Annotated in this window: 19 protein-coding genes and 1 pseudogene; 13 read left to right on the plus strand and 7 right to left on the minus strand. The window is 62.1% G+C overall.

All coding sequences use genetic code 11. The annotated features are described in order from the left end of the window. From ABNU97_RS11910 to ABNU97_RS11920, 3 genes and pseudogenes are all read left to right on the plus strand, one after another. Positions 1 to 1549, plus strand: a pseudogene (locus tag ABNU97_RS11910) (hypothetical protein); the annotation flags it as partial. After that, a complete protein-coding gene (locus tag ABNU97_RS11915) occupies positions 1539 to 2483 on the plus strand; it encodes an LD-carboxypeptidase (RefSeq protein WP_348766923.1) in 945 nt (314 codons plus the stop codon). The pseudogene ABNU97_RS11910 and the gene ABNU97_RS11915, both read left to right, overlap by 11 nt. A gap of 55 nt (positions 2484 to 2538) precedes the next feature. Then, positions 2539 to 2889, plus strand: a complete 351-nt coding sequence (locus tag ABNU97_RS11920; RefSeq protein WP_293623787.1) for a TraR/DksA C4-type zinc finger protein — start codon at positions 2539 to 2541, stop codon at positions 2887 to 2889. 5 nt (positions 2890 to 2894) lie between these two features. Here ABNU97_RS11920 and ABNU97_RS11925 read toward each other — a convergent pair whose 3' ends face one another. Beyond that, complete coding sequence (locus tag ABNU97_RS11925) at positions 2895 to 3860, minus strand: LysR family transcriptional regulator (protein ID WP_348766924.1); 966 nt, start codon at positions 3858 to 3860, stop codon at positions 2895 to 2897. A 204-nt stretch (positions 3861 to 4064) separates the two neighbouring features. Between ABNU97_RS11925 and ABNU97_RS11930 the strand changes: the two genes are divergently transcribed. The 8 genes from ABNU97_RS11930 to asd all read left to right on the plus strand — a co-directional run bounded on the left by ABNU97_RS11930 (position 4065) and on the right by asd (position 13130). Then, positions 4065 to 5285 (plus strand): Zn-dependent hydrolase, encoded by a 1221-nt coding sequence (locus tag ABNU97_RS11930; RefSeq protein ID WP_348766925.1) that lies wholly within the window; start codon positions 4065 to 4067, stop codon positions 5283 to 5285. Positions 5286 to 5309: 24 nt separating this feature from the next. Then, the gene (locus ABNU97_RS11935; RefSeq protein ID WP_348766926.1) at positions 5310 to 5456 is read left to right on the plus strand and encodes a hypothetical protein; all 147 of its coding nucleotides are present in this window, start codon (positions 5310 to 5312) and stop codon (positions 5454 to 5456) included. 22 nt (positions 5457 to 5478) lie between these two features. Beyond that, a complete protein-coding gene (locus ABNU97_RS11940; RefSeq protein ID WP_348766927.1) occupies positions 5479 to 7077 on the plus strand; it encodes a sodium:solute symporter family protein in 1599 nt (532 codons plus the stop codon). 362 nt (positions 7078 to 7439) lie between these two features. Further along, positions 7440 to 8318: a hypothetical protein gene (locus ABNU97_RS11945; RefSeq protein ID WP_348766928.1), complete on the plus strand. Its 879-nt coding sequence runs from the start codon at positions 7440 to 7442 to the stop codon at positions 8316 to 8318. A gap of 34 nt (positions 8319 to 8352) precedes the next feature. Next, a complete protein-coding gene (locus ABNU97_RS11950) occupies positions 8353 to 9795 on the plus strand; it encodes an esterase-like activity of phytase family protein (protein WP_348766929.1) in 1443 nt (480 codons plus the stop codon). Positions 9796 to 10185: 390 nt separating this feature from the next. Continuing rightward, positions 10186 to 10845, plus strand: a complete 660-nt coding sequence (locus tag ABNU97_RS11955) for a DUF480 domain-containing protein (protein ID WP_348766930.1) — start codon at positions 10186 to 10188, stop codon at positions 10843 to 10845. Between the two features lie 149 nt (positions 10846 to 10994). Beyond that, entirely contained in the window at positions 10995 to 11798 is an 804-nt protein-coding gene (locus tag ABNU97_RS11960; RefSeq protein WP_348766931.1) for a hypothetical protein, read from the plus strand. A gap of 213 nt (positions 11799 to 12011) precedes the next feature. Beyond that, positions 12012 to 13130 (plus strand): aspartate-semialdehyde dehydrogenase, encoded by a 1119-nt coding sequence (gene asd, locus ABNU97_RS11965; RefSeq protein WP_348766932.1) that lies wholly within the window; start codon positions 12012 to 12014, stop codon positions 13128 to 13130. Between the two features lie 96 nt (positions 13131 to 13226). Here the strand turns inward: asd and ABNU97_RS11970 are convergent, their stop codons facing one another. From ABNU97_RS11970 to ABNU97_RS11980, 3 genes are all read right to left on the minus strand, one after another. Further along, a complete protein-coding gene (locus ABNU97_RS11970) occupies positions 13227 to 14486 on the minus strand; it encodes an acyl-CoA dehydrogenase family protein (RefSeq protein WP_348766933.1) in 1260 nt (419 codons plus the stop codon). Positions 14487 to 14491: 5 nt separating this feature from the next. Continuing rightward, positions 14492 to 15115 (minus strand): NADPH-dependent FMN reductase, encoded by a 624-nt coding sequence (gene ssuE / locus ABNU97_RS11975; RefSeq protein ID WP_348766934.1) that lies wholly within the window; start codon positions 15113 to 15115, stop codon positions 14492 to 14494. A gap of 120 nt (positions 15116 to 15235) precedes the next feature. Beyond that, on the minus strand, positions 15236 to 16675 hold the full coding sequence (locus ABNU97_RS11980) for an LLM class flavin-dependent oxidoreductase (protein ID WP_348766935.1): 1440 nt from the start codon (positions 16673 to 16675) through the stop codon (positions 15236 to 15238). 226 nt (positions 16676 to 16901) lie between these two features. On the opposite strand from ABNU97_RS11980, the gene ABNU97_RS11985 reads away from it, so the two are divergent. Together ABNU97_RS11985 and ABNU97_RS11990 are read left to right on the plus strand one after the other, a co-directional pair. Next, positions 16902 to 17834, plus strand: a complete 933-nt coding sequence (locus tag ABNU97_RS11985; RefSeq protein WP_348766936.1) for a CysB family HTH-type transcriptional regulator — start codon at positions 16902 to 16904, stop codon at positions 17832 to 17834. A 143-nt stretch (positions 17835 to 17977) separates the two neighbouring features. Further along, the gene (locus tag ABNU97_RS11990; protein ID WP_348766937.1) at positions 17978 to 18565 is read left to right on the plus strand and encodes a hypothetical protein; all 588 of its coding nucleotides are present in this window, start codon (positions 17978 to 17980) and stop codon (positions 18563 to 18565) included. A 165-nt stretch (positions 18566 to 18730) separates the two neighbouring features. Here ABNU97_RS11990 and ABNU97_RS11995 read toward each other — a convergent pair whose 3' ends face one another. The 3 genes from ABNU97_RS11995 to ABNU97_RS12005 all read right to left on the minus strand — a co-directional run bounded on the left by ABNU97_RS11995 (position 18731) and on the right by ABNU97_RS12005 (position 21933). Continuing rightward, positions 18731 to 19729, minus strand: coding sequence for a DUF4917 family protein (locus ABNU97_RS11995; RefSeq protein ID WP_348766938.1), 999 nt, complete (start codon positions 19727 to 19729; stop codon positions 18731 to 18733). 83 nt (positions 19730 to 19812) lie between these two features. Further along, positions 19813 to 21498 (minus strand): hypothetical protein, encoded by a 1686-nt coding sequence (locus tag ABNU97_RS12000; RefSeq protein WP_348766939.1) that lies wholly within the window; start codon positions 21496 to 21498, stop codon positions 19813 to 19815. 132 nt (positions 21499 to 21630) lie between these two features. Continuing rightward, a complete protein-coding gene (locus ABNU97_RS12005) occupies positions 21631 to 21933 on the minus strand; it encodes a hypothetical protein (protein WP_348766940.1) in 303 nt (100 codons plus the stop codon). Between the last annotated feature and the right edge of the window lie 572 nt (positions 21934 to 22505).

The raw sequence follows: 22505 nt of genomic DNA on the forward strand, positions 1-22505 counted from the left end.
GGCCGCCATGCGCGTCTGGCTCGATCGCCGCGACGGCCTGCTTGGCGCACGCGCCGACCGTATCGAAGCCGTCGCTGCGCGCGACGATCTGGCTGCACGCATCGACGCGCAGCGCAGCCAGCTTGTCGCGCTGCTCGGTGATCACGAACAATCGACCCACACCGCCCTGGCGGTGCTGATCGAACAGGCCCGGCAACAGGTCGAACGCGAAAAACGCCGCCGCGACGAACGCCAGCGTATCGATCGCGAACGCGGCGACTACGCCCGCCGTATCGATAAGTTGCATGGCGAACACTCTGCCGCCGAAACCGACCTTGCCGACTGGCAGCAACGCTGGCGCGCGGCCCTGGCCGAGCTCGGGCTGGACGCGCATCTGGACGTCGAGGCCGGCCGGGCCGCGCTCGACGTGCTCGACAGCGCGCGTGAGCATGCCCGTGCAAGCCGCGACCTCGCCGCCGAACGCGCCGATCTTGTCGCGCGTCAACGGCGTTTCGAAAATCGGCTGGCGCAGGTGCTCGAAGCCACGGGCCGGGCCGCGAACGAGGGCGATACCGCCGAACAAAGCGTGCAGCGACTCAGTGCCGCGCTGCGCGAAGCCCAGACTCGCCACGACCGGCTACAGACCCGGGCGAGCGATCGCCAACGCCACGGCGAACAGATCGGCGAACACCAAGCCACCCAGGCCGACGCGCGACGCCGTATCGACACGCTCTGTCGCCAGGCGGGCGTGGCCGATGCGCAAGCGCTCGAAACCGTGATCGCGCGTGTCGAGCGCCGCCGGGCACTGGTAGACGAACAGGCCGCCACCGCCGAAACCCTCGCCGACCAGGGCGACGGCCAGGCGTTGGACAACCTCATCGCCGCGGTCGAAGCCAGCGATCTCGATTCGCTGCGCGAACAGATCGATGCCCTGGCCGATCAGCTCAAGGACGTGGACGACGAGCTGGGCCCGGCCCGTGACGCCCGCAACGAAGCCCGTGCCGATTTCGAGACGATCGGCGGCGACGATCGCGCCGTGACCGCCGCGGCCGAACGCCAGACGGCGCTGGCCGACATGCAGGACGCCGCCGAGCGCTATCTGCGGGTGGGCACCGCAGCACTCCTGCTCAAATGGGCCGGTCAGCGCTATGCCATGGACAAGCAGCGCCCGCTCATCGAACGCGGCTCCGCGCTCATGAACCAACTCACCGGCGGCTCCTTTGAACGCCTGGCCGGCGACTTCGACGAGCGCGACGAGCTGCAGATCGTGGGCGTACGCGCCGACGGTTCGCGGGTGACCCCGCCGGGCATGAGCGAAGGCACGCGCGACCAGCTTTATCTGGCCCTGCGGATCGCCGCGATCGAGGATTATCTGCAGCGGGCGACGCCGCTGCCGGTGGTCGCCGACGATCTGTTCATCAACTTCGACGACGAGCGCGCCATGGCCGGCCTCGACGTACTCGCCGGCCTGGCCGAAAAGACCCAGGTGCTGTTCTTCACCCACCACCAGCACCTGCGCGACATGGCAGCAGAAAAGCTGGGCAATCGTGTGCAGACCCATGACCTGTGAAGCACTACCGAACCCATCACCTGCGCTGGTCGAGGCACTGCGCCCGCTGGCCGGCATGCGCATCGCGCTGATCGCCCCCGCCGGCGGCGTGAAGGACGAGCGTATCGATACCGCCCTGGCGGTGCTCGAAGCGGCCGGTATCGACGCCCCGCTGGGCGCCCACGCCCGCGATCATCACCGCTATCTCGCGGGCACCGCGGCCCAGCGCCTGGCCGACCTGCAGGCTGCCTTCGAATCGCCGAAAGTCGATGCCGTATGGTGCCTGCGCGGCGGCTATGGCAGTGCCCAGTTCGTGCAGGCAATCGACTGGGATCGCATTCCGCGCCACGTGCCGCTTGTCGGCTATTCGGACATGAGCCTGCTGCTGGCCGCGTTCACCCGCCACGATCGCGCCGCGATCCATGCCTCGGTTGCCACCGAGCTGGCCCTGCCCGGCGAAACGCCGGCCGAGCAGCAGGCCCGCACGGCCTCGATGGCATCGCTGGCCGCCTGTCTGCAGGGTGAGCCCGGCGAGTGGCCGCTGGCGTATCACGGCGGCCCGGCCGAAGCGCTCGGCGGGCGCGTGGTCGGCGGCAATCTCACCACCCTGGCCAGCGTCGCCGGTACGCCGGCGGCGTTGACGCTGGACGCGGACAGCATCCTGCTCCTCGAAGACGTCGGCGAAGCGGAATTTCGCCTGGAGCGCTGCCTGCAGCAGCTGCTCGACGCGGTCGATACCCGTCGTGTGAAGGCCCTCGTTCTCGGGCGTTTCGAGCGCTGTAACCTGGCCTGCGGCATGGATTCGCTGGTCGAGATCGTCGCCGAATACACGAACGCGCGCGGCATCGCCCTGTATTCCGACGCCCCGGTCGGCCACGGCTGCGTCAATCACGCCTGGCGCTACGGCGCTACGGCCCGGATCGAGGCCAATCGTCTGCGCATCGGCGGCCTCTGAAGCTCCGGCCGCGTAGCGTCTTTGCGGCGTGCCGCGATTGGGTCAGACTGGCGCCATGAGCAATGCGGCCCCCTCGCGTGAAAGTCTCGAAGCCCGGCTCGACGAGCTCGAGGCCGAGGCCCGTGCCTATCTCGACGAGAGCCGCGATGCCGACACGGCAGTAGAACTGGACCAGACCCGTCAGGGACGGCTATCGCGTATGGACGCCATGCAGGCGCAGGCGATGAGCCGCGCGGCCCGCAACCGCGCGAATCAAACGCTGCAACGCGTGGCCGCCACGCGCAAACGGCTCGACAGCGCCGATTTCGGCTATTGCCTGGACTGTGACGAGCCGATCGCCCCGGCCCGACTCGCGCACGACCCCACCACGCTGCGCTGTCTGGACTGTGCCGCCGCCCGCGAATAGCCCCGCTAGTCGCGGTCGAATGCGGCCAGCAGTTCGTCGCGAAACACGGCTTCCGCAGCCCGCAGCGGGCGCTGGCTGTTCCAGAGCAGATGGATATCGACATCCGCCAGCCCCTCTTCCGGCGGCAGCTTGCGCAGCATGCCGGCCTCGGTTTCGCGGCGGAAGGCGTCTTCCGGCAGAAAGCCGATGCCATAGCCGCACATGATCAGCCGGCAGACTTCTTCGAGGTTCGAAGACGAGGCGGCCAGCCGGCCCTGAAAACCGTGGTGTTCGCGAAACAGGGTCAGCGGCGACAGCGTGTCGCCGAGATAGTCGCCGGTGAAGGTGACCAGATCTTCGTGCAGCAGCCGCGACACCTCGACCTCGCGGCGTGCATACAAGGCATGCGGACGGCCACAGAACAGCGCATAGCGCTGCGGCACGATCAGCCGTCGTTCCACGCAAGGCGTATCGAGCCGGCACAGACCGAGCCCGAACGAGGCCGTATTCTGGCGAATCGCCATAAGCACGTCGTGGCCGCGCAGCACCTCCACTTCCAGCTCCACGCGCGGATAGCGGCGATGAAAGTCGGCCAGAAAATCGTTATAGCGCTGGGAATGCACGCGGCTGACGGTGAGCAGCTTGACCCGCCCTACCACCTGATCCGTTGCATCCCGTGCCGGCATTTCCAGGCTGGATACATCGGCGAACACCCCGCGCGCGATGCGCTGCACTTCTTCGCCAGCGGCGGTCAGCGCGATCTGCGGGCCGCGGCGCTGCACCAGCGCATAACCGAGCTGGCCCTGCAGCCGTTTGAGCGCCTGGCTGATCGCCGGCTGGGTCACGAAAAGCCGCTTGGCGGCCCGGCTGAGATTCAGTTCGTCGGCCACCACCAGAAAGGTGCGGATCAGGTTCCAGTCCAGCCGCGCGGCCAGGTCGCGTTGACCGTGCTCGGCTGCGGATAGCGACGTCTTGTTCAAGCGATCGGCCATTGCGCGCTTCCGATGGCGTGTAATTATTAGCCCGGCTAATAATACCGATAATATTGCGTGCTTTGACTGATATGCGGTTATTACCGCTAGATGAAACGACACGACGAGGCAGTTGCGCCGGCCCATCGCCCACGGTGGCGCTCGAGCGCGCCGGTCGACGCGGGTGCAACCACGCGCCGTTTCCAACAGTTAAATAACACGCTTATGCTCGAAACCAACGGCCCACGACTGTGGGACAGCCTGATGGCGATGGCCGAGATCGGCGCCACCGACAACGGCGGCAGCAGCCGGCTTGCGCTGACCGACGAAGATGCCGCCGGGCGTGCCCTGTTCGTGAAATGGGCCGAAGCCGAAGGCCTTTCGATATCGCGGGATGCCATCGGCAACCTGTTCGCGCGCCGGGCCGGGCACGAAGACGTGCCACCCGTAGTCATCGGCAGCCATCTGGACACCCAGCCCAAAGGCGGACGTTTCGATGGCGTACTGGGCGTACTGGCCGCCCTCGAAGCGGTACGCACGCTCAACGAAAACGAAATCGAAACCCGTGCGCCCATCGAGATCGCCAACTGGACCAACGAGGAAGGGGCGCGTTTCACCCCCGCCATGCTGGGCTCGTCGGTGTTTACCGGTGCCATGGCCCTCGAAGATGGCCTGGCACGCGAGGATGCCAGCGGCCAGAGCATTGCCGACAGCCTGCAGGCCACCGGCGAAGCCGGCGATACGCCGCTGGCCCGCGAATACGACGCCTATTTCGAAGCCCATATCGAACAGGGCCCGGTGCTGGAAGACAACGACAAGACCATCGGCGTGGTCACCGGCGGCCAGGCGATCCGCTGGCTGGACGTAACCATCACCGGCAAGGCCGGCCATGCCGGCACTACGCCCATGCCGGTCCGCCGCGACGCGCTGTTCGCAGCCAGCGCCGCGATCGTGGCCGTGGAAGACTACGTGGCCGGTATCGACGGCCTGCTGGCCACGATCGGCGAATTTCACGTCCCGCACGGCTCGCGCAACACCATTGCCGCCGACGTGCACTTTACGCTCGACCTGCGCCATCCCGACGATGCCGTGGTCGATGCAGCGATCGAGGCCGTGCGCGACCTGTTGGAAAACATCGGCGCGGCGCGCAGTGTCGGCCACGCCTTATCCGTACACTGGCGCAGCCCGGCCCTGCCCTTCGACGACAGCTGTGTACGCCATGTGCGCGATGCCGCCCAGGCACTGGGTTGTTCCTGGCAGGACATCATCAGCGGTGCCGGCCACGATGCCTTTCATCTGGCCAAACATTGCCCCACCGCGATGGTATTCGTTCCCTGTGCCGATGGCCTGAGCCACCACGAGGCCGAGTCCATCGAGCCCGAGCACGCCAAACATGCCGCCGACGTGCTCCTCAACGCTGCCCTTGCGCGGGCCGGGCGTATCTAGCGCACCGCAATCAGGAGAAGACCCATGGATTTCAAACCCTACGTTCTCATGCTGTTCGGCAATGCCCTGCTGACCACGGTGATCTGCTGTGTGGTGGTCGGCGCGATTCTGCTGCGCGAATACCGCCCGACCATCCAGCGTCTCAAGCGCGAACGCAGCGACAAGCGCTAGGCGCATATTCGGGGGAACAATCATGAACATCACACTCACCATATTCGTTGCCGTACTCGCGGCATACGTCATCGTGGCGGCGGGGCTGACCCGCTTCATCAAGAACCGCGACGATTTCTACGTCATGGGCGAGCAGGGCTCGACCCTGCTGCTGACCGGCACGCTGGCCGCGACGTTTCTGAGCGCGGTCACGCTCATGGGCATTGCCGGCATTTCCTATAGCGAAGGCCCGCTGGTGATCGGCGCGCTGGGCTCGTTCGGCGCCTGGCTGGGCACGCTTATCGCGGTGGTATGGATCGGCCGCAAGATGAAGGCCATGGAATGCCGCACGATGATGGATTTCTTCGATCGGCGCTTCAACAACAAGTGGGTGAGCGTGGTCGCGCTCATTCTCATGGTGATCGGCCTGCTCGGCTACGGCATCATCCAGCTCATCGGCGCCGGGCTGGTGCTGGCCGAGATCATCGACGTGCCGTTCCCGGTGATCATCATCGCCTTTACCTTCGCACTGATGGTGTTCTGCAGCCTGTCGGGCATGTACGGCGTGGTCTATACCGACACCATGATGTTCTTCACCATGCTGGCGATCGCCTTCGTGATCTCGCCCATGCTCATCGGCCAGGCCGGCCTGGAGAACCTGCGCGGCCTGAGCGACAGCCTGCCCGGCTACTGGACACTCGCCGGCGCGGACGGGCGCAGCATCAGCTGGTCGATCTCGCAGTTTCTGGTCTGGATCCTGTTCTTTGCCTGTACGCCGGCGCTGGTATCGCGCGTGTTCCCGGCCAAGAACGATTTCGTGATCCTCAAGGTCGCCGTCATCGGCGTGTTCTTCGCCCCGGCCATGCAGCTGATGGTGTATCTCGCGGCCTCTGCCATGCAGGTAATCCAGCCCGGCATCGAACCCGCCGACCGGGCCATGATCGTGGGCTTCATGGACCATACCAACCCGGTACTGGCCGGCGTGGGCTTGGCCGGTTTGATGGCCTCCATCATGTCCACGGCCTCCACCCTGTTCGTGCTGACAGGCTTTGCCCTGGCGCGCGATCTCTACGAGAAGCTGTTCGAGAAAAAACTCGACGAAAAACAGAGCGTGTTGGCCGGTCGTATCTCGCAGATTGTCGTGTCGATCATCGTCTGCGTGATCGCCATCGCGCGTCCGGCCGGCATCTACTGGATTTCCATCTATGCCGGCTCGATCTTCGCCGTGGCCTGGCTGCCGACCATTGTGGCCGCGATGAAATGGCGCCGGGCGAGCGCGCCGGCGGTGCTGGCCTGCATGCTGGTCGGCTCGATCAGCTTCATCGTGCTGGGCGAACTCGAACGCCACGAGCTGATCTCCTACCCGGCCGGTATCGACAACCTGATGATGGCCTTCGCGCTGGGCACTGTCACGCTCATCGTGATGTGTCTGACCTTCAAACCCAGCGGCTATGAAATCGAGCGCTTCGAGGAAATGAAGGGCCAGCGCATGGCCGAGATCACCATCGGGCGTTTTCTTGCCGACGATGCCAGCGGCGCGTCGCTGATTCGCGAATATCGTCGCGTGTGGATTGCGCTCATTGGCATGCTGGTGATCGCGGCCGGACTGTGGGGCTATTTCTTCGTCCAACTCGGTCTGTAAAAAGGGGCACGTCGCCTGATCCGGATCCCAGCGCAGCATCCGCTGGGCGGCTAATCAGACGCAGGACCGGCACAGCCTTGATTCGGTCCGCAGTTGAGCTGCGCGTCTGAACACGACCTGCGCGACGGCCCATGCTGGCCGTCGCGGGGCGTACGCCGCCGGTCACGCCTTTCGCACAGCGACACCGACCCCGGCGGCGGCGTGGCCATTCGCCTGCGCCCACCCGAATCGCGGTCCCGAGCCGCTGAGCCGAGCGGAACGGCGCGCTTTTCAAGCGTCGGTCATCAACGCGTCATTTTCGCTTCCTAGAATCGCGTCGCAGTTTGCGCTGCAGGATTCCTGCACGCTGGGGGGCGATCACAATGAGAATTTTTCTTGCCAGTGGCCTGGGCCTGCTGGTCGTGCTGAGCGCAATGCCGGTGCAGGCCAACCCGGATGTGATTTCGCGCGAATACAAGCTGATTCTCGATGCCAGCCGGTTCCAGTACCAGAACGAACAAAGTGATGTACTGAAGCTGATGCAAGCGGCCAAACCGGCTATCGAAGACGCCATCGACCGCACCGTCACAGGCACCGCCACCCTGGACCATGACCGTCAGGTGCGTTTTTTCGACACCGCGGGTTCCTGCGTACTCGATCAGCTCGGCTATAGCTTTCGCGAGCGCCTGGAAAACGGCGACTCCCAAGTGACACTGAAATTTCGCAGCCCGGATCGTTACATCGCCGATTTCGAGGATCTTTCCTCCAGCACCAAGGGCGCGGACAGCAAACTGGAAGCGGATGTCGGCGCCACCAGCGACATGCCGTTCAAGGTGGTGTACAGCCATTCCACCAAGGCGCCCAACGGCCGCAAGCTCAATCGCATGGACGATATCCATGCGCATTTTCCCGGCTTCGAGGATGACTACGGCCTGGATGACGATCTGGCCTTGTCCGTGGTCGGTGATCTGACGGTGACCGAGCGCGTTTACCGCAATGTGGATATCGATCTGGGCCAGCACGACGGCGAGATCAGCATCACCCTCTGGTATGCCGGCACCCCGTCCGGCAACCAGGCGCCGGCGGTGGCCGAGATTTCCTTCAAATATGAAGACCCATCCGCGGACTACACACGCAAGGTCGTGAATCGTGCCCGGCAGGCTTTCGATGCCCTGCGTGGCCTGAGCGACTGGGTGGAGCCCGACGGCCAGACCAAAACCGCATTCGTCTACCAGTACGACAGCACTTTCTGTCAGCCCTGAAGCCCCGTCCTGAAAAATTCCAAGGAACGTTGCCGTGTTCAAGAAAACCCTGATCGCGTCGGCCGTCGCCGCCGCTCTGCTTTCCGGTTGTAGTGATAGCTCGTCAAGTAACGACGACACCGACGCGGGCACGTCGCCCACCTCGCCGACCGACAATTTCCCGGCGCAAGGCGTGGCCCTGCCCTACACGGTGCTGCGCTCCGATCTGATTGATGCCAACACCCAGCAACCCTTCGAAGTACGCAACGGCGGCTTCGGCTCCGCCATGACCGGCGACCCGGCCGACAACCGCCGTTTTTATGCGCTCACCGACCGCGGCCCCAATGCCAGCTTCACCGGCAGCCAGGGCAAGGGCAAGAAATTCCCCACCCCGGATTACACGCCCCGCATCGGGCACTATGAAGTCACCGCCGAGGGCAAGGTGGTGCTGCTCGATACCATTCTGCTCAAGCGCCCGGATGGCACCCTGATCACCGGCCTGCCCAACAGCAGCGCGCTGGGCGGCACCGGAGAGACGCCCTATAACGCCGATGGCTCCCCGGTACTGGAAGACCCGACCCAGCCCTATGACGCCGAGACCAACCCGCTGCGCCTGGACGACTACGGGCTGGATGGCGAAGGCCTGGTGGCGCTCAGCGACGGCTCCTTCTGGGTATCCGACGAGTATGGCCCGCACATCGTGCATTTCGATGCCGAGGGCAAGGAAATCGGCCGTATCAACCCGTTCGCCAATGACGAGCGTAACGATTACACCCTGCCGGCAGAGTTCGCCAATCGCCGTGCCAACCGCGGCATGGAGGGTCTGGCCATCACCCCGGACGAGAAAACCCTGGTGGGCGTTATGCAGTCGACCATGGACAACCCGGACAAGAGCGTCCGTGACCTGGACATGACCCGTATCGTGACCATCAACCTGGACGATGGAAGCGTCGGCCAGTACCTGTACAAGCAGGAGAAAAACCAGAACTCCAACTCCGAGCTGGCGGCCCTGAGCGCCACTCAGTTCCTGTTACTCGAACGAGACGGCAGCTTCCTGTATGGCGGTCCGGACGGCCCCGCAGCGGCCAATCCCGCCGCCCAGAAGACGGTTTATCGTATCGATCTGAGCACAGGCACCAACCTGGAAACCATCGCCACCGGCGGCGAGCTAAGCCAGGACGCCGAACTGGGCCTGACCATCGACGGCAAGACGCTGGAAGAAGTGGTCCAGGCAGACGGCTGGGCCGGCCTGGCCGCCTACAATATCGTGCCCGTGGACAAACAGCTGGTAGTGGATATGGTGGCCCAGGTGAGCTACCCCCACGACAAGATGGAAGGCCTCTGGGTGATCGACAGCAACACCCTGGGCGTGCTCAACGACGATGACTTCGCCACCTGGTCCACGGACAGCGGCGAGCTGGAGCAAAAGATGCTCGACAGCAACACCATCGACGGTAACCGTCTCTACATCGTGCCCGCGGACCTGTCCATCAAATAGGGCCTGTAAACACGGCCAGGGCCGGCCTGTTGCAGACGCGCAAGCCGGCCCCTGTTACGACGGGAGCGCTGACGCAGTGGTCGGTGCGGCACTGGGTCGAGGGCATCTCGACCGCTATCTGAGCCGCGAAGCGCGGCTCGCGCGTGCAGGAATGCAAGCCCCGCCCGGATAGCCGTCGCTACGAGCACGCTCTGCGTGAGTCGAGTCGCCTGTGCGCTATCGGCGCGCGGCCTGGCCGCGAACGCCAGGACCTGCTCGCCGGTGTCAGGCACGCTTAGCAAGGCGTTGCGATCGCTAATTTATGCAGATCGCGCACAGCGAATCGTGTCGCGCGCGTTAGACTCTTGGCAGCGCTTGCGCGCTGTCGATTTCCCACGTTGCGAGAGATTCATGCTGCCCCAACTCACCGCCACCGAAGCCCGCGTGATCGGCTGCCTGATGGAAAAGGCCGTCACCACGCCGGATCAGTATCCGCTCACGCTCAACGCGCTGACCAATGCGGCCAACCAGAAATCATCGCGGGAGCCGGTCATGGCGCTCAAGCCGGCCGAGGTGCAGCGCGCCGCCCGCGCTCTGCGCGATCGCAGCCTCGTGCACATCGAAGAGAACTTCAAGAACGGCGTAGAGAAATACAAGCAGCGCCTGTGCAACACCACCTACAACGACCTGCAGCTGAGCAAGGCACAGTACGCAGTGCTCACGCTGCTACTGCTGCGCGGCCCGCAGACGCCGGGCGAACTGCGCGCACGCAGCGGCCGGCTATACACCTTCGACGACAACGCTGCCGTGACCACCGCGGTGGCCGACCTGATCGGCGAGGACGACAGCGCCCTGTTCGTACAACTGCCACGCACGCCCGGCCGCAAGGAGGCCGAGTTCATGCATCAGCTGTGCGGGCCGGTGGATATCGCCGCGCATGCCCAGCAGGCGGCCGCCAACCGCGGCAGTAGCGGGTCGTCACAAGGCCGCATCGCCGAGCTGGAGGCACGGGTACAGGAACTGGAAACCGAGAACGCGGCGCTGCGCCGACGCCTGGGCGACGCCGACTGATGCATGCCGTAAGGGCGCCGGTATTCACACGGGCGCCTGTGCATCGCGCAACCAATTGCGGCGCAATGTTTTAATGCCGCCGGGCATCGTGGACTGAAAGCACGGTGTGACGCAGTCTGCGCGCTTTTAATATTGCCGCAGGGGATTCGATGCACCACAACCGCTATATTCAGACCGCTTTCGCCGCGCTGCTGGCGCTGGCCTGTATGGTCGTCAACGCGCAACACGCGCAGGCCGCCGAGGCGCCGTTGCAGGTCAAACTCAGCGAAGACCTGCTGTCGCGCCTGGAAGCAGCCCAGGCCGATATCGAAGCCCATGGCGGCGTCGAGGCGTTCGCCGAAAACGACGACCAGCAAACCGGCTCGTCAACCATGCCCGAGACGATAGAACGCGTGGGCGCCAGTATCGACGCCGACCCGAAAAAGCACGCCCTGGTCGATCGACACGGCTTCACCGGACGCAGCTTCATACGCGCCCACCTGACGCTGCTGCAGGCCAAGTACGCCGCGCTCATGGGCGAGGCAGGCCAGAAATCGGACATCGCCCGCCACAACGCGAAGTTCTACACGGCCCATGAAGCACGCATCAAGCAGCTCATGGGCCAGCCAGACGATCGCTCGCAGGCCGATATCGATAAGACCGAGGAATCGGCCAAGCAATACCTCGAAATGGACCCCGACGTACGCGAAGACTGCCACATGATCGCGGCCGGCATGCTGCCGCTGATCCCGCTGGGCGCGCCCGGCAGCGCGGAAGTCGACAACGAGCAGCTGCGCAAGGTCGCGGCGTCGCTTTCCGACACCGCAGGCCGTCTGAACCACGACTCGCTACGCGAGCATATGAACACCATGGCGGATGTGCTGCGCAACGATCCCGGCCATGCCCCGCTCAAGTCGCCGCGTTTCAAGGCGGCCGTCGACCAACTCAAGGCCTGGTCCGACGAGAACTGCTAACGACTCGGCAACCGAGCACCGACCCGCCCGCCGGGCATACGGTCGCTAAGGGCCGCATGCCCCTGGCCTGCGCTCTCACGCGCATCGCAGCCGCACGCAAAACGGATCGCCCGAAGCGCGAACCCGGCGCATGCCGCCAAAGTTTTCGATTCACGTTAAACTGAGCCCAAGCACAAACGTGTATCAATCACGCTTAGAAAAGGTTGCTAAAGCATGCTTAAAGTAGGGTTCGTTGGATGGCGCGGCATGGTGGGCTCGGTGCTCATGGGGCGCATGCTCGAGGAAAACGATTACGACGGCATCGAGCCGGTGTTCTTTTCCACGTCGCAGGCAGGCCAGCCCGGTCCGGACATCGGCAAGGACGTGCCGGCGCTTCAGGACGCCAAGGACATCGATGCGCTCAAGGCCATGGATGTGATCATGACCTGCCAGGGTGGCGACTACACCGGCGAGGTGTACCAGCCCCTGCGCGACGCCGGCTGGGACGGCTACTGGATCGATGCCGCCAGCAAGCTGCGCATGGCCGAGGATTCGACCATCGTGCTCGACCCGGTCAACCGCGACGTGATCGAAAAGAACCTCGATCGCGGCACCAAGACCTTCTGTGGCGGCAACTGCACGGTCAGCCTCATGCTCATGGGTCTGGGCGGCCTGTTCGAGGCCGACCTGATCGAATGGATGTCGGCGATGACCTATCAGGCCGCCTCCGGCTCCGGCGCCCAGCACATGCGCGAGCTGCTGGTGCAGATGGGCCAGCTGCGCGACACCGTCGCCGACCAGCTGGATACGCCGTCCTCGGCCATTCTGGATATCGACCGCGACGTGACCGCGAAGATGCGCGATCCGAACTTCCCGGTCGAACAGTTCGGCTATCCGCTGGCCGGCTCGGCCCTGCCCTGGATCGATACGCTCATCGAAGAAACCGGCCAGTCCAAGGAAGAATGGAAGGCCGGCGCCGAGTCCAACAAGATACTCGGCCGCGACGGCAACCCGATCCCGATGGACGGGCTGTGTGTGCGTATCGGCTCCATGCGTTGTCATAGCCAGGCGTTCACCATCAAGCTCAAGAAGAACGTCTCCATCGAGGAAATCGAAGAGCGCATCGCGGCCCATAACGAGTGGGTGAAGGTCGTGCCCAACGAAAAGGAAGCGACCCTCAAGGATCTCACCGCCACGGCCGTATCCGGCACGCTGACCATCCCGGTCGGGCGCCTGCGCAAGCTGGCCATGGGCGACGAGTATCTGGCCGCCTATACCGTGGGCGATCAGCTGCTCTGGGGCGCGGCCGAGCCGATTCGCCGCATGCTCAACATCGTGCGCGAACGCCACTGATAGCGGGCACGACCGGGCTTCGGCCCGGCGCACGCACGAACCAGCCGGCCGCGGGATCCGCGGCCGGCTTTTTTGTGCGCGACGCATCGGCCCATCTCACGAGTAGGCGGTGGGTTCCGGGTACTGGCCAAGTAACGCCCAGCGACCGAGATCGCGCAGTTTGTAGTCGATGGGGTCGTGCAGGGTATGGGTACGCGCATTACGCCAGAAGCGATCGAGGTTGCGGTGTTTGGCCACCGCGGCCGTGCCGCCGAGTTCGAACAGCTCGCTGCTGGCCTGCAGGGCAATATCGTGGGCACAGACCTTGGCTTCGACTACCGCGATCGCTACGCCGCCCCGCTCGGCTTCGCCCATCGGGCAGCCGGGCCCGAGCGCGACCTCGAACATCGTATCCAGCCGCCGCGCGGCCGAGTCGGCCAACGCCTCGGCGGCCCGCAGGCTCGCCCAGAGGCGGCCATAGCGATGCTGCAGATAGGGGTCCTCCGCCGCGGTGTCGACATCGGCCGCCGCCCAGGCCCGGGCACGCTCGCGGGTCAGCCCGGCCGCCTTGTGGATCGCCCCGCCTGCGATACCCGCATACAGATTAACCAGCACGAGCTGGGCAAGACAGCTGCGCAGCTGCATGGCCGGCGTCTGCGGCTGGCCGGCGCCGACCAGCACCTCCTCGGCATGCACGCGGACATGGTCGAAGCCGACGGTGCCGCTGTCGGTCTGGCGCTGACCGATGGCATCCCAGTCGCCATGTATCGTCACCCCCGTCCGACTGGCGGGGATCGCGGCGACCACCAGGCTGTCGGTCGCTGCGTGAACGGCCGAAACGGTGAGCATATCCGCGCCCACCGAGCCCGAGCAGAAGCCCTTGTCGCCGTTGAACACATAGCCGCCGGCATCGTTCGCCACGGCCTCGCAACGCCGATCGCGCGGGTTGAGCGCATTGCCCCAGAACCACCCTGCCGAGATCGTGCGTTGCAGTAGCCGCTCGGCCTGGGCCGGCGCGCCATACAGCCGCAGCGTGGCCACCTGCAGATGATGGAAGGCAAACACATGGGCCAACGCCGAATCCGCGGCGGCAAGCTGGCGCACGATGGCGAACAGCGCGGGCCAGCCCATGCCGGCCCCGCCATGCGCGCGCGGTACCGACAGGCCAAGCAGGCCCGAGGCGCGGATCAGGGCGTGCTCGGCAGCGGCATGGCCACCTTCGCGGTCGCGTTCGGCCGCGGTGGCATCGAGGCGTTCGGCAAGCTGCGCGGCAATTGCCGGCCAGTCGCCCGCGGCTGCGGTGAACGGCGCATAAGCGCGCTGCGCGCTCGTATCGGGCGGGCGAACCCGGGCAGGATCGATAAGCGGTGTAGCCATGACGATCAGCCGGCTGCCTTGCGAAGCCATTCGCCGGCCGCAGTGGCGAACACGGTGCGCCCACGGCCGGGCTCGACGCGGCGCAGCGCCAACGGCTGTGTCGTGCTCGGGCGCAGGCGACTGGCGAGTTCATCCGCCGCCGCGTCGAGGCGTTCGCGTATGCCGGGCTGAATACGATAGCGGTCGGCCTCGCGTACCAGATCGGGCCCGCTGGCATAGACGCCGCCCAGCACGCGGTCCGCGCCCAGCGAGGCCAGCACCGGCTTGAGCGCATAGTCCAACGTGAGCAGATGCTGGGCCGAGCCGCCCGCCGCGATCGGCAGCACGCTCTTGTCGCGCAGGCCGTTCTGCGGGATGAGATCCAGCAACAGTTTGAGTGCGCCGGAAAACGACGACTGATACACCGGCGTGGCAACCACCAGCGCGTCGGCGGCAGCGACCGCCTGGATATAGCGCGCAACCGCCGGCGCACGCGTATTCGCATAAACCAGCGACGCCGGTTCGAAGGCGTCGAGGCCGAATACCTCGGTGCGGGCATTATGTTCGGCAAGCCGTGCGGCCACGTGCTCGATGAGCGTGGCCACCCGCGACGGCGCGCTCGGGCTGCCGGCGATAAGTACGATCTTCATAAGACGTTCCTTGTGTTCCGTGTCGATTTATCGAAGTGCTGTCAGCCTAGACCGGGATCTGGTGAATGCAGAGCGATTAAATCGACAAAGCTTTTCGTGTTTCTGCATAAGCCGCAGCGGTTAGAACGAGGCAGCCCGGGCGGGCTCGAACGGCGCCCGCCGGGTCGCCTCGGCCGCGTTTGCGCCATCCGAGAAGGCGCCGCGATAACGTGCCGCCGGATGATCCTCGGGCACCCGTGGCGAGCCGGTTTCCAGCAGGTTCTCGCGCAGGGTTTCGCCGGCATAGCCGTCGCGCAGTCGCCCGCGGCGGGCCAGCTCCGGCACCACCCATTCGATGAAGTCTGCGAACGTGCCGGGGGTGACCGCATAGGCGAGGTTGAAACCGTCCACCCCGCCCTCGTCGACCCAGCGTTCGAGCGCGTCGGCCACGGTCTGCGGCCCGCCGACCAGCACCGGCCCGATCCCGCCGATGCTGCGCTGTTCGACGATATCGCGCGGCGTCCACTGCCGGTTCGGGTCGGCCTGGGTGAGCATGGCCAATACCGAGCGAATGGCGTCGTTGTCGATGGCCTCCAGCGGCTGATCCGGATCGAACTGCGAGAAATCGACGCCGGTCCAGCCGCCATAGAAGGACAACATGCCGTCGCCGCTGGCATAGGATTGATACTCGGCGTATTTGGCCCACGCGGCTTCGTCGGTCTCCGCGGTGATGACCGTCAGCAATGCGAATATCTTGAGGTGGTTTCGATCGCGCCCGGCGTCCTCGGCCTGGCGACGGATGCTTTCGGTCAGCGTGGCGGACTGGGCAATCGTGGCCGGCGCGACGAATACCCCTTCGGCGTGTCGTGCGGCGAAACGTTGCCCACGCGGCGACGCACCGGCCTGAAAAATCACCGGCGTACGCTGCGGCGACGGTTCGCATAGATGGATGCCCGGCACCTTGAAGTACTCGCCGTCGTGGCCGATCGGGTGAACCTTGGTCGGGTCCGTGAACACGCCGTTGGCCCGATCGCGTACGACCGCATCATCCTCCCAGGAGCCTTCCCAGAGCTTGTAGGTCACGTCCAGGAATTCGTCGGCCAGGTCGTAGCGGGCGTCGTGGGCGATCTGCTGTTGCAGGCCGAGGTTCACCGCCGCGCTGTTCAGATACGAGGTGACCACGTTCCACGCGACCCGCCCCTTGGTCAGGTGATCCAGCGTCGAGAACTTGCGGGCCAGTGCATAGGGCTGTTCGTAGGTCAGCGCGGCCGTGACCCCGAACCCAAGGCGTTTGGTGACCGCCGCCATCGCCGAAATCTGCATGAAGGGGTCGTTGACCGGCACCTGGTCTGCATCGATCAGCGATGTTTCCACCGAATCGCGATAGACATCGTAGACGCCCAGCACGTCGGCAATGAACAACGAATCGAAGCCGCCGGACTCCAGCAGGCGAGCCAGATCGATCCAGTAGTCGAGATCCTTGTAGGTGTCGGCACGGTTGTCGGGATGCCGCCAGGTGCCTGCCGCCTGATGGCTGACGCAGGTCATGTCGAAGGCGTTGAGAATGATGCGCTGGCTCATGTCGAGCGGCCTCGCTAAGAAATCGTGAGGCCAAAGATAGGCAGCGCGCACCGCCACCGGAAATACGAATCACCGCTTAACTTGTCACGAATTTCGATTAGGCCCTGGCCGGGGGCAACACGGAAACCGTCATCGCAGCTTCGTATATCAATAGTGCCAATAAATATTATTTAGGAATATAAAAACTATTCTATATTCCCAACGAAGCTTTAATGAGCACCGTGCGATGAATATCCAGCAACTGCGCCTCGTGCACGAAACGGTGCGCCAGCAATTCAACCTCACCCAGGCCTCGGCCGCGCTCAACACCTCGCAGTCTGGCGCGAGCAAGCATATCCGCGACCTCGAAGCCGAGCTGGGTATCGACGTATTCCAGCGCAAGGGCAAACGCCTGCTCGGGCTTACCGACGAAGGCCAGATGCTCATCGACCTGGTCGAACGCATCGTGCTGGATGTGGAAAACCTGCGCCGCAGCGCGCAACAACTCACCCACGAGGACGAAGGCCAGCTCACGATCGCGACCACCCATACCCAGGCGCGCTACGTGCTGCCGCCGGTCATTCGCGAGTTCAAGCAGGCCTTTCCCAAGGTGCATCTGGAGCTGCACCAGTGCTCGCCGGACGAGATCGTCTCCCTGCTCAAGGCCGGCAAGGTGGATATCGGCATCGCCACCGAAGGCCTGGCCCAGGAGCGCGAACACCTGGCCTGCTTTCGCTTCTACGACTGGCACCACGCCGTGGTCGTGCCCGACGGCCATCCGCTGGCCGATGGCACGCCGCTCACGCTGGAACGCATCGCCGACTATCCGCTGATTACCTATCACCGCAGCTTCACCGGCCGCGAACGGCTCAACCGCCTGTTCGAAGAGGCCGACATCAACCCCGACTTCGTGCTCACCGCACTCGATGCCGACGTGATCAAGACCTATGTGGAACTCGAACTCGGCGTCGGCCTGATCGCCTCCATGGCCTACAACGAACAACGCGACCAGGGCCTGACGCTGGTTCCGGCCGAACACCTGTTCCCGGTCAATACCAGCTATATCGCCCTGCGCCGAGGCTATTTCCTGCGCGGCTATGCCTACAAGTTCCTCAACATCTGCCGCGAAGACCTCACCCTGCAGACCGTGCGCGGCCTGCTCGACAAACAGGCCGCATAACGCCCGGCCTTATGAACCGAGCCGAATAGCAAAGCGATTTTTCTCAGTTCTAGCCATACCAAACCTCCGCTAACGTCTTCGCTCGAAACACGTCGCTGGATACGCCCGGGCACACCGGGCCCCGCATCGCTGGAGAACGACCCATGTGCGTACTGATTCATAAACCCGCCGGCATCGCCGTACCCGAGCCGATCATCCGCTCGGCGGCTCTGCATAATGCCGATGGCTGGGGCGTGATGGGCCATACCGCGAACGGCGACACCGTGCTCGAACGCCATGTCGACGTCGACGCCACGCGCACCATCGACTTTCTACGTGCCCATACCGATTCCGAGCTGGCCATCCACCTGCGCCGGCGTACCCACGGCGACGTCAACGCCTGCAACGCCCACCCGTTCGAGATCGAACCCGGCCTGTATCTCATGCACAACGGCAGCTTCACCCTGCCCATCCGCGATCCGGCCTACTCGGATACCTGGCATCTCGTACACGACATCCTGCGCCCGCTCGCGCGCCGGCATCGCGGCCTGATCGCCGATCCAGCCTTTCTACAGCTCATCTCCGCCGTCGCCGGACCGGACAACAGGTTGATTCTGTTTGACGCCGGCCGCTCTAAGTTTCACGTCGTCAATCGCCAGATTGGCGTGGACCATGCGGGATTATGGATTGGGAGTTTGAAGTGGTTGGATGCGGGGTTGTTTGAACAGCCTGTGGTGAAGGCTGCTGCCTGAGGCTCATGTTTCGCTCGACTTGGCGGTACCTAAATATGCTGTCACCGGAATGGGCGCAAGCAGTCTGGGCGTGTTGCTGTTCACCAATAGACCTGATAACTAACGTCGAATCTCAATTGCCGGCCGAAGCGCAGCAGCGCTTTGGTTGGTCAACTGCAGCGTTTTTTATGCATTTATCCAAGCTCCTGGACTGGATGCGTCGAAAAAATAAACCTTAAGGTTATTATTTAGATATCTCTTAAGTTTAGCTTTTATGTCATCGCAGTATCTTTCTTTATTCGGCACCCCACTGTGGACGGACACGGCACATAATGGAATTCGAGCACTTTCAAGCTGCTTTAATATATGCGTATCTTGGTCCCCCAAGGACCAGCCGTAGATTACAAGCGATTGCTTTTTTTCTGGAAAAACTTGCCTGAAAACGGTGCTTAAATATTGGCTGCGAGAGATAGAGTTAACTTTCTGACTTGTATCGCCTTCGCTTACAAAAACTGGAGAAAATTTTGCGGTCTGCCAAGCATCAAAAATACAGTTTAACAAGCTATTCATTCGAGACGCATTTATCTTTATTTCTTGACCCGACAAGCTAGATGCCCAAGCCAGATGCCCGTGCGGATAAAACACTAGTGTCGCACCATCTGCTCGATAAGGCTCACGCAATCTTGTCCAATTTGGGTCGAGCACTCCATCAATTAGACAGTCTTTAAACCAAATACCGCCCATATCGCCATTGAATCTTAACATTGACCAATATGTCAAAAGGTCGTAATTAAGAGCGAAAACCGTCTTGAAATTTTTTAGAAATTGTCCAATTTTCAACACACAATCGTTTACGTCTTCATATTCAGGATGCACTTGCCTCACTGCATTTATTAGCGCGGCTCTTACCTCTTGATACGCTTGGTGAGTTTTTTGGTCTCGAACCTGCAAAGCCTCATTAATATGGGACGCGTGCCATAGCATCTCTAAAACCAATTCGAAGTCAGAGGTCTCAAAATGCTCAAACACCTGGGAGATAGAATCTGTGATATACCCAGTTTGACGAGCTTTTTCTAGTAAAGAGCTGTAAGCAAACCGGTTGTCCACGCTAATACTCGCGCCGTTTCCCAGTATTACCGTGTCTTGAAAATGCTCTTCTAACTCGTTCCAGTCGTACAACCTCATAAACTACTCATTTTGCGTAATGCCAAAACTCGGCTGCCGACCGAAGAGTGACAGCGCTTTGGACGGTCAACTACAGCGATTTGTTATGCGCCACTGTCTACTTCAACACCAAATTTCTTGACGCGGCGCGCGTTTATGGCGCTTTCGTTTCCGATTCTAACGAGAGCCTCGGTTGCATCAGCAGCAATCTTCTTCTGACGCTCGCTTGCGTTTGAAAACTGACCGAACCTAAGGCAAGCATTGATGATGCCGGTCAAGTGGCGGCCATTCTCGGCCTTGAACAGCTCGTAATATTCATCCACGGAAACGTTAGCGAGAACGACTTCATCTTTGTCGCTCCATCCGTTCGAGCCGCAGAGCCGCAAGAGGACATCCTTAACCGGCTCGGGCACTTGCGTACCTTCGTATGCCTTGCCGAAGGCCTCGCGGACTGCCGCGTCGGAAATATCACCTGCAAATGGATAATCATCTAAGTTAAATAGCTCCGGTTCATCGGCTCTGATATCTACATAGAAATCGATTATCTCGTCCGCCTTCGCATCCTCGCCAAGTTCGCGGAATAGACAGACGGTCCCGTTCAAATTGGTCGGAGTGACGTGCTTAGCGTTCAGTTTGAAGCTTTCGTAAAGGGCTTTAACCACAGCATCTTGATCATTATTAAAACTTTCGTGGTATGTACGCCAAGCGTCGGAGAAAGAGCCTGTAGCCTTTGCTGCGATTACCTGTTGGTTTTTCTTCCACGCGGCCTCATCAAACTCTGCGTCTACGACGTAACCTGTCCTAACCGCGTTCGCCAGCACTTCATCCAATTCATCAGTCACCTGATATCCGTAGTTTTGCAACTTCGTGTTCCAGGCTTTCTCGTCGTCAGTTAGATCATCCCTTCCACCGAGTCCAAATAACACGTATCCAATGTTTTGGACATAGTCCAATGGCGGGACTGCTGGGTCATCAGCCCGATAGTGACACCAGCCATAAAGTACCAAAGAATGCAAAACTTGATGAGTTACGTCTTGCCCCAAATCACTTAACCTCGACTCTACCAATCCGACCAACCGCTCAATCTTTTTAAGAGTCCTGATATTGGTAATTCCAAGTCGTTCACTCAATTCGCCGACGGATTGATACAGTGGCGTGGTTTCATGAAAGGCGATTTCCGAGCACTCTTTCGCGGTAGGGTCGAATAGAAGCTCGACATCGACGACCTTTTCCCGGTACTTCTCGAAATCCTCAAGGCCATCTTCACCATCATTCAACAAAAGCACGACCTTGCAATTTCGTTGTTCTTTCAGCAAAGAGACTAAACCGAGAACATCGCGAGCAGATAGGGATTCGCTACGGCGCTCCAGATCGTCAAGGCAGATCAGCATGTCTCGAATGGAGAAAAACGAAACCGCCTCAAGCGCTGGAGAGACGGACTTCATATAGGGAGTTGAGCTGACAAGCCTCCAAGCTTTACGCCCGAGCGACATGGAGAGCTGTGAAGCATTATCACGGAACGTATCCAGCGTTGGCGGCTTTCCGATAAGAGACCGATTGATGGATTGCTCGAAAAGGGAAAAACGCAACTCATCCAATGTACCGATTCCGAACAACGACAAGTAGGCATAGCGCTTACGCGAAATCCGATCGCGGCGATTTGCATCTTCCAGAATTCGATTCCAGCTGTAAGTCTTGCCCACACCCCATTTGCCCCGAATCGCCAGCACCTCGGCACTCGGTTCCGCCAAGAAGCGATTGAGCTCATTTCGCACAAGTGCCAAGGTCATTGTATTAGCCTCATAGGCGCATAACGCCAACTAGAAGACATCTATCTAGCACTAGATAGATAACTATCCATATCTATATATCTCCTACAACCCGGTCGACCCAGCCCAAGTTCTTTGGCGACGCCGTAGCTGCTAGTCCATGCCTTCGTTCCGGGCGCCATCGGTCGCCGTGTCGGCGAACGGTTGTTGTAGGGCTTTTTCGTCGTAGCCAATATGCGGTAGAACTGGCTCATCGGCGGCACGTTCCATCAGATGTGATTCACGACTGCCTTGCGGATGCCATGGCCGCGTCTCTTCGATGAGTTCGACGGTCTTGTACCTTGTGCTAGTAGACACGTCGTATCGGTAGCGCACACAAACCAGCCGCTCGCCATACTTCTTGACGAGCGCTTTGGTGCCGTTCTGGCCGGGCTGCAGGTTCAGTCGAGTTTCCAAGTGCGCCCCCTCGCCTTGGCTGTTTCACGACATTAGCGGATTCCGCTTGCTCGGCAAATGCGTTTTGGGGTGAAAGGCGACGACCTGAGCCAAATGTCTAATGCGGTTTTAACCTGGCACGACGGCTTGGCGTGTTTTTCGGCAAGGAAGAAGGGAGTTAGTCGGAGGGCGCGTCGTTCGGCGCTCACGAGTTTGTTGGACCTTTTGCTTCGCGCTGCAGCGCGACCCACTTTCGTTTGCTCGTCCAAACGAAAGTAGGCAAAGAAAAGGACGCCCGGGTTACGCGCCGGCGTGAAGCATGCCGGTTCACGGCGATGCTCACGGGCCCCGAATACAGGCGCGTTGGCCCGTAGTCATGAGTCGTTACAGCTGCGAACTGAGTTGTCGCTCGTGGCTGCGCTCTGCCGGATTACGCCTTCGGCTAATCCGACCTACGAAAGACGAGACATTGAGCGAGCGCTAGCGAGCTTGCCTGTATTGAGGCCCTTGGGCGTAGCGCCGAGCAGTGGAGGCGGCAAGCGGAAAAGACAGCCGGATGTTTGAGCGAAGCGAGTTTCCGGCTGGCCCGCTTG

The organism is uncultured Salinisphaera sp. (genome assembly GCF_964012375.1).
GTDB lineage: Bacteria > Pseudomonadota > Gammaproteobacteria > Nevskiales > Salinisphaeraceae > Salinisphaera.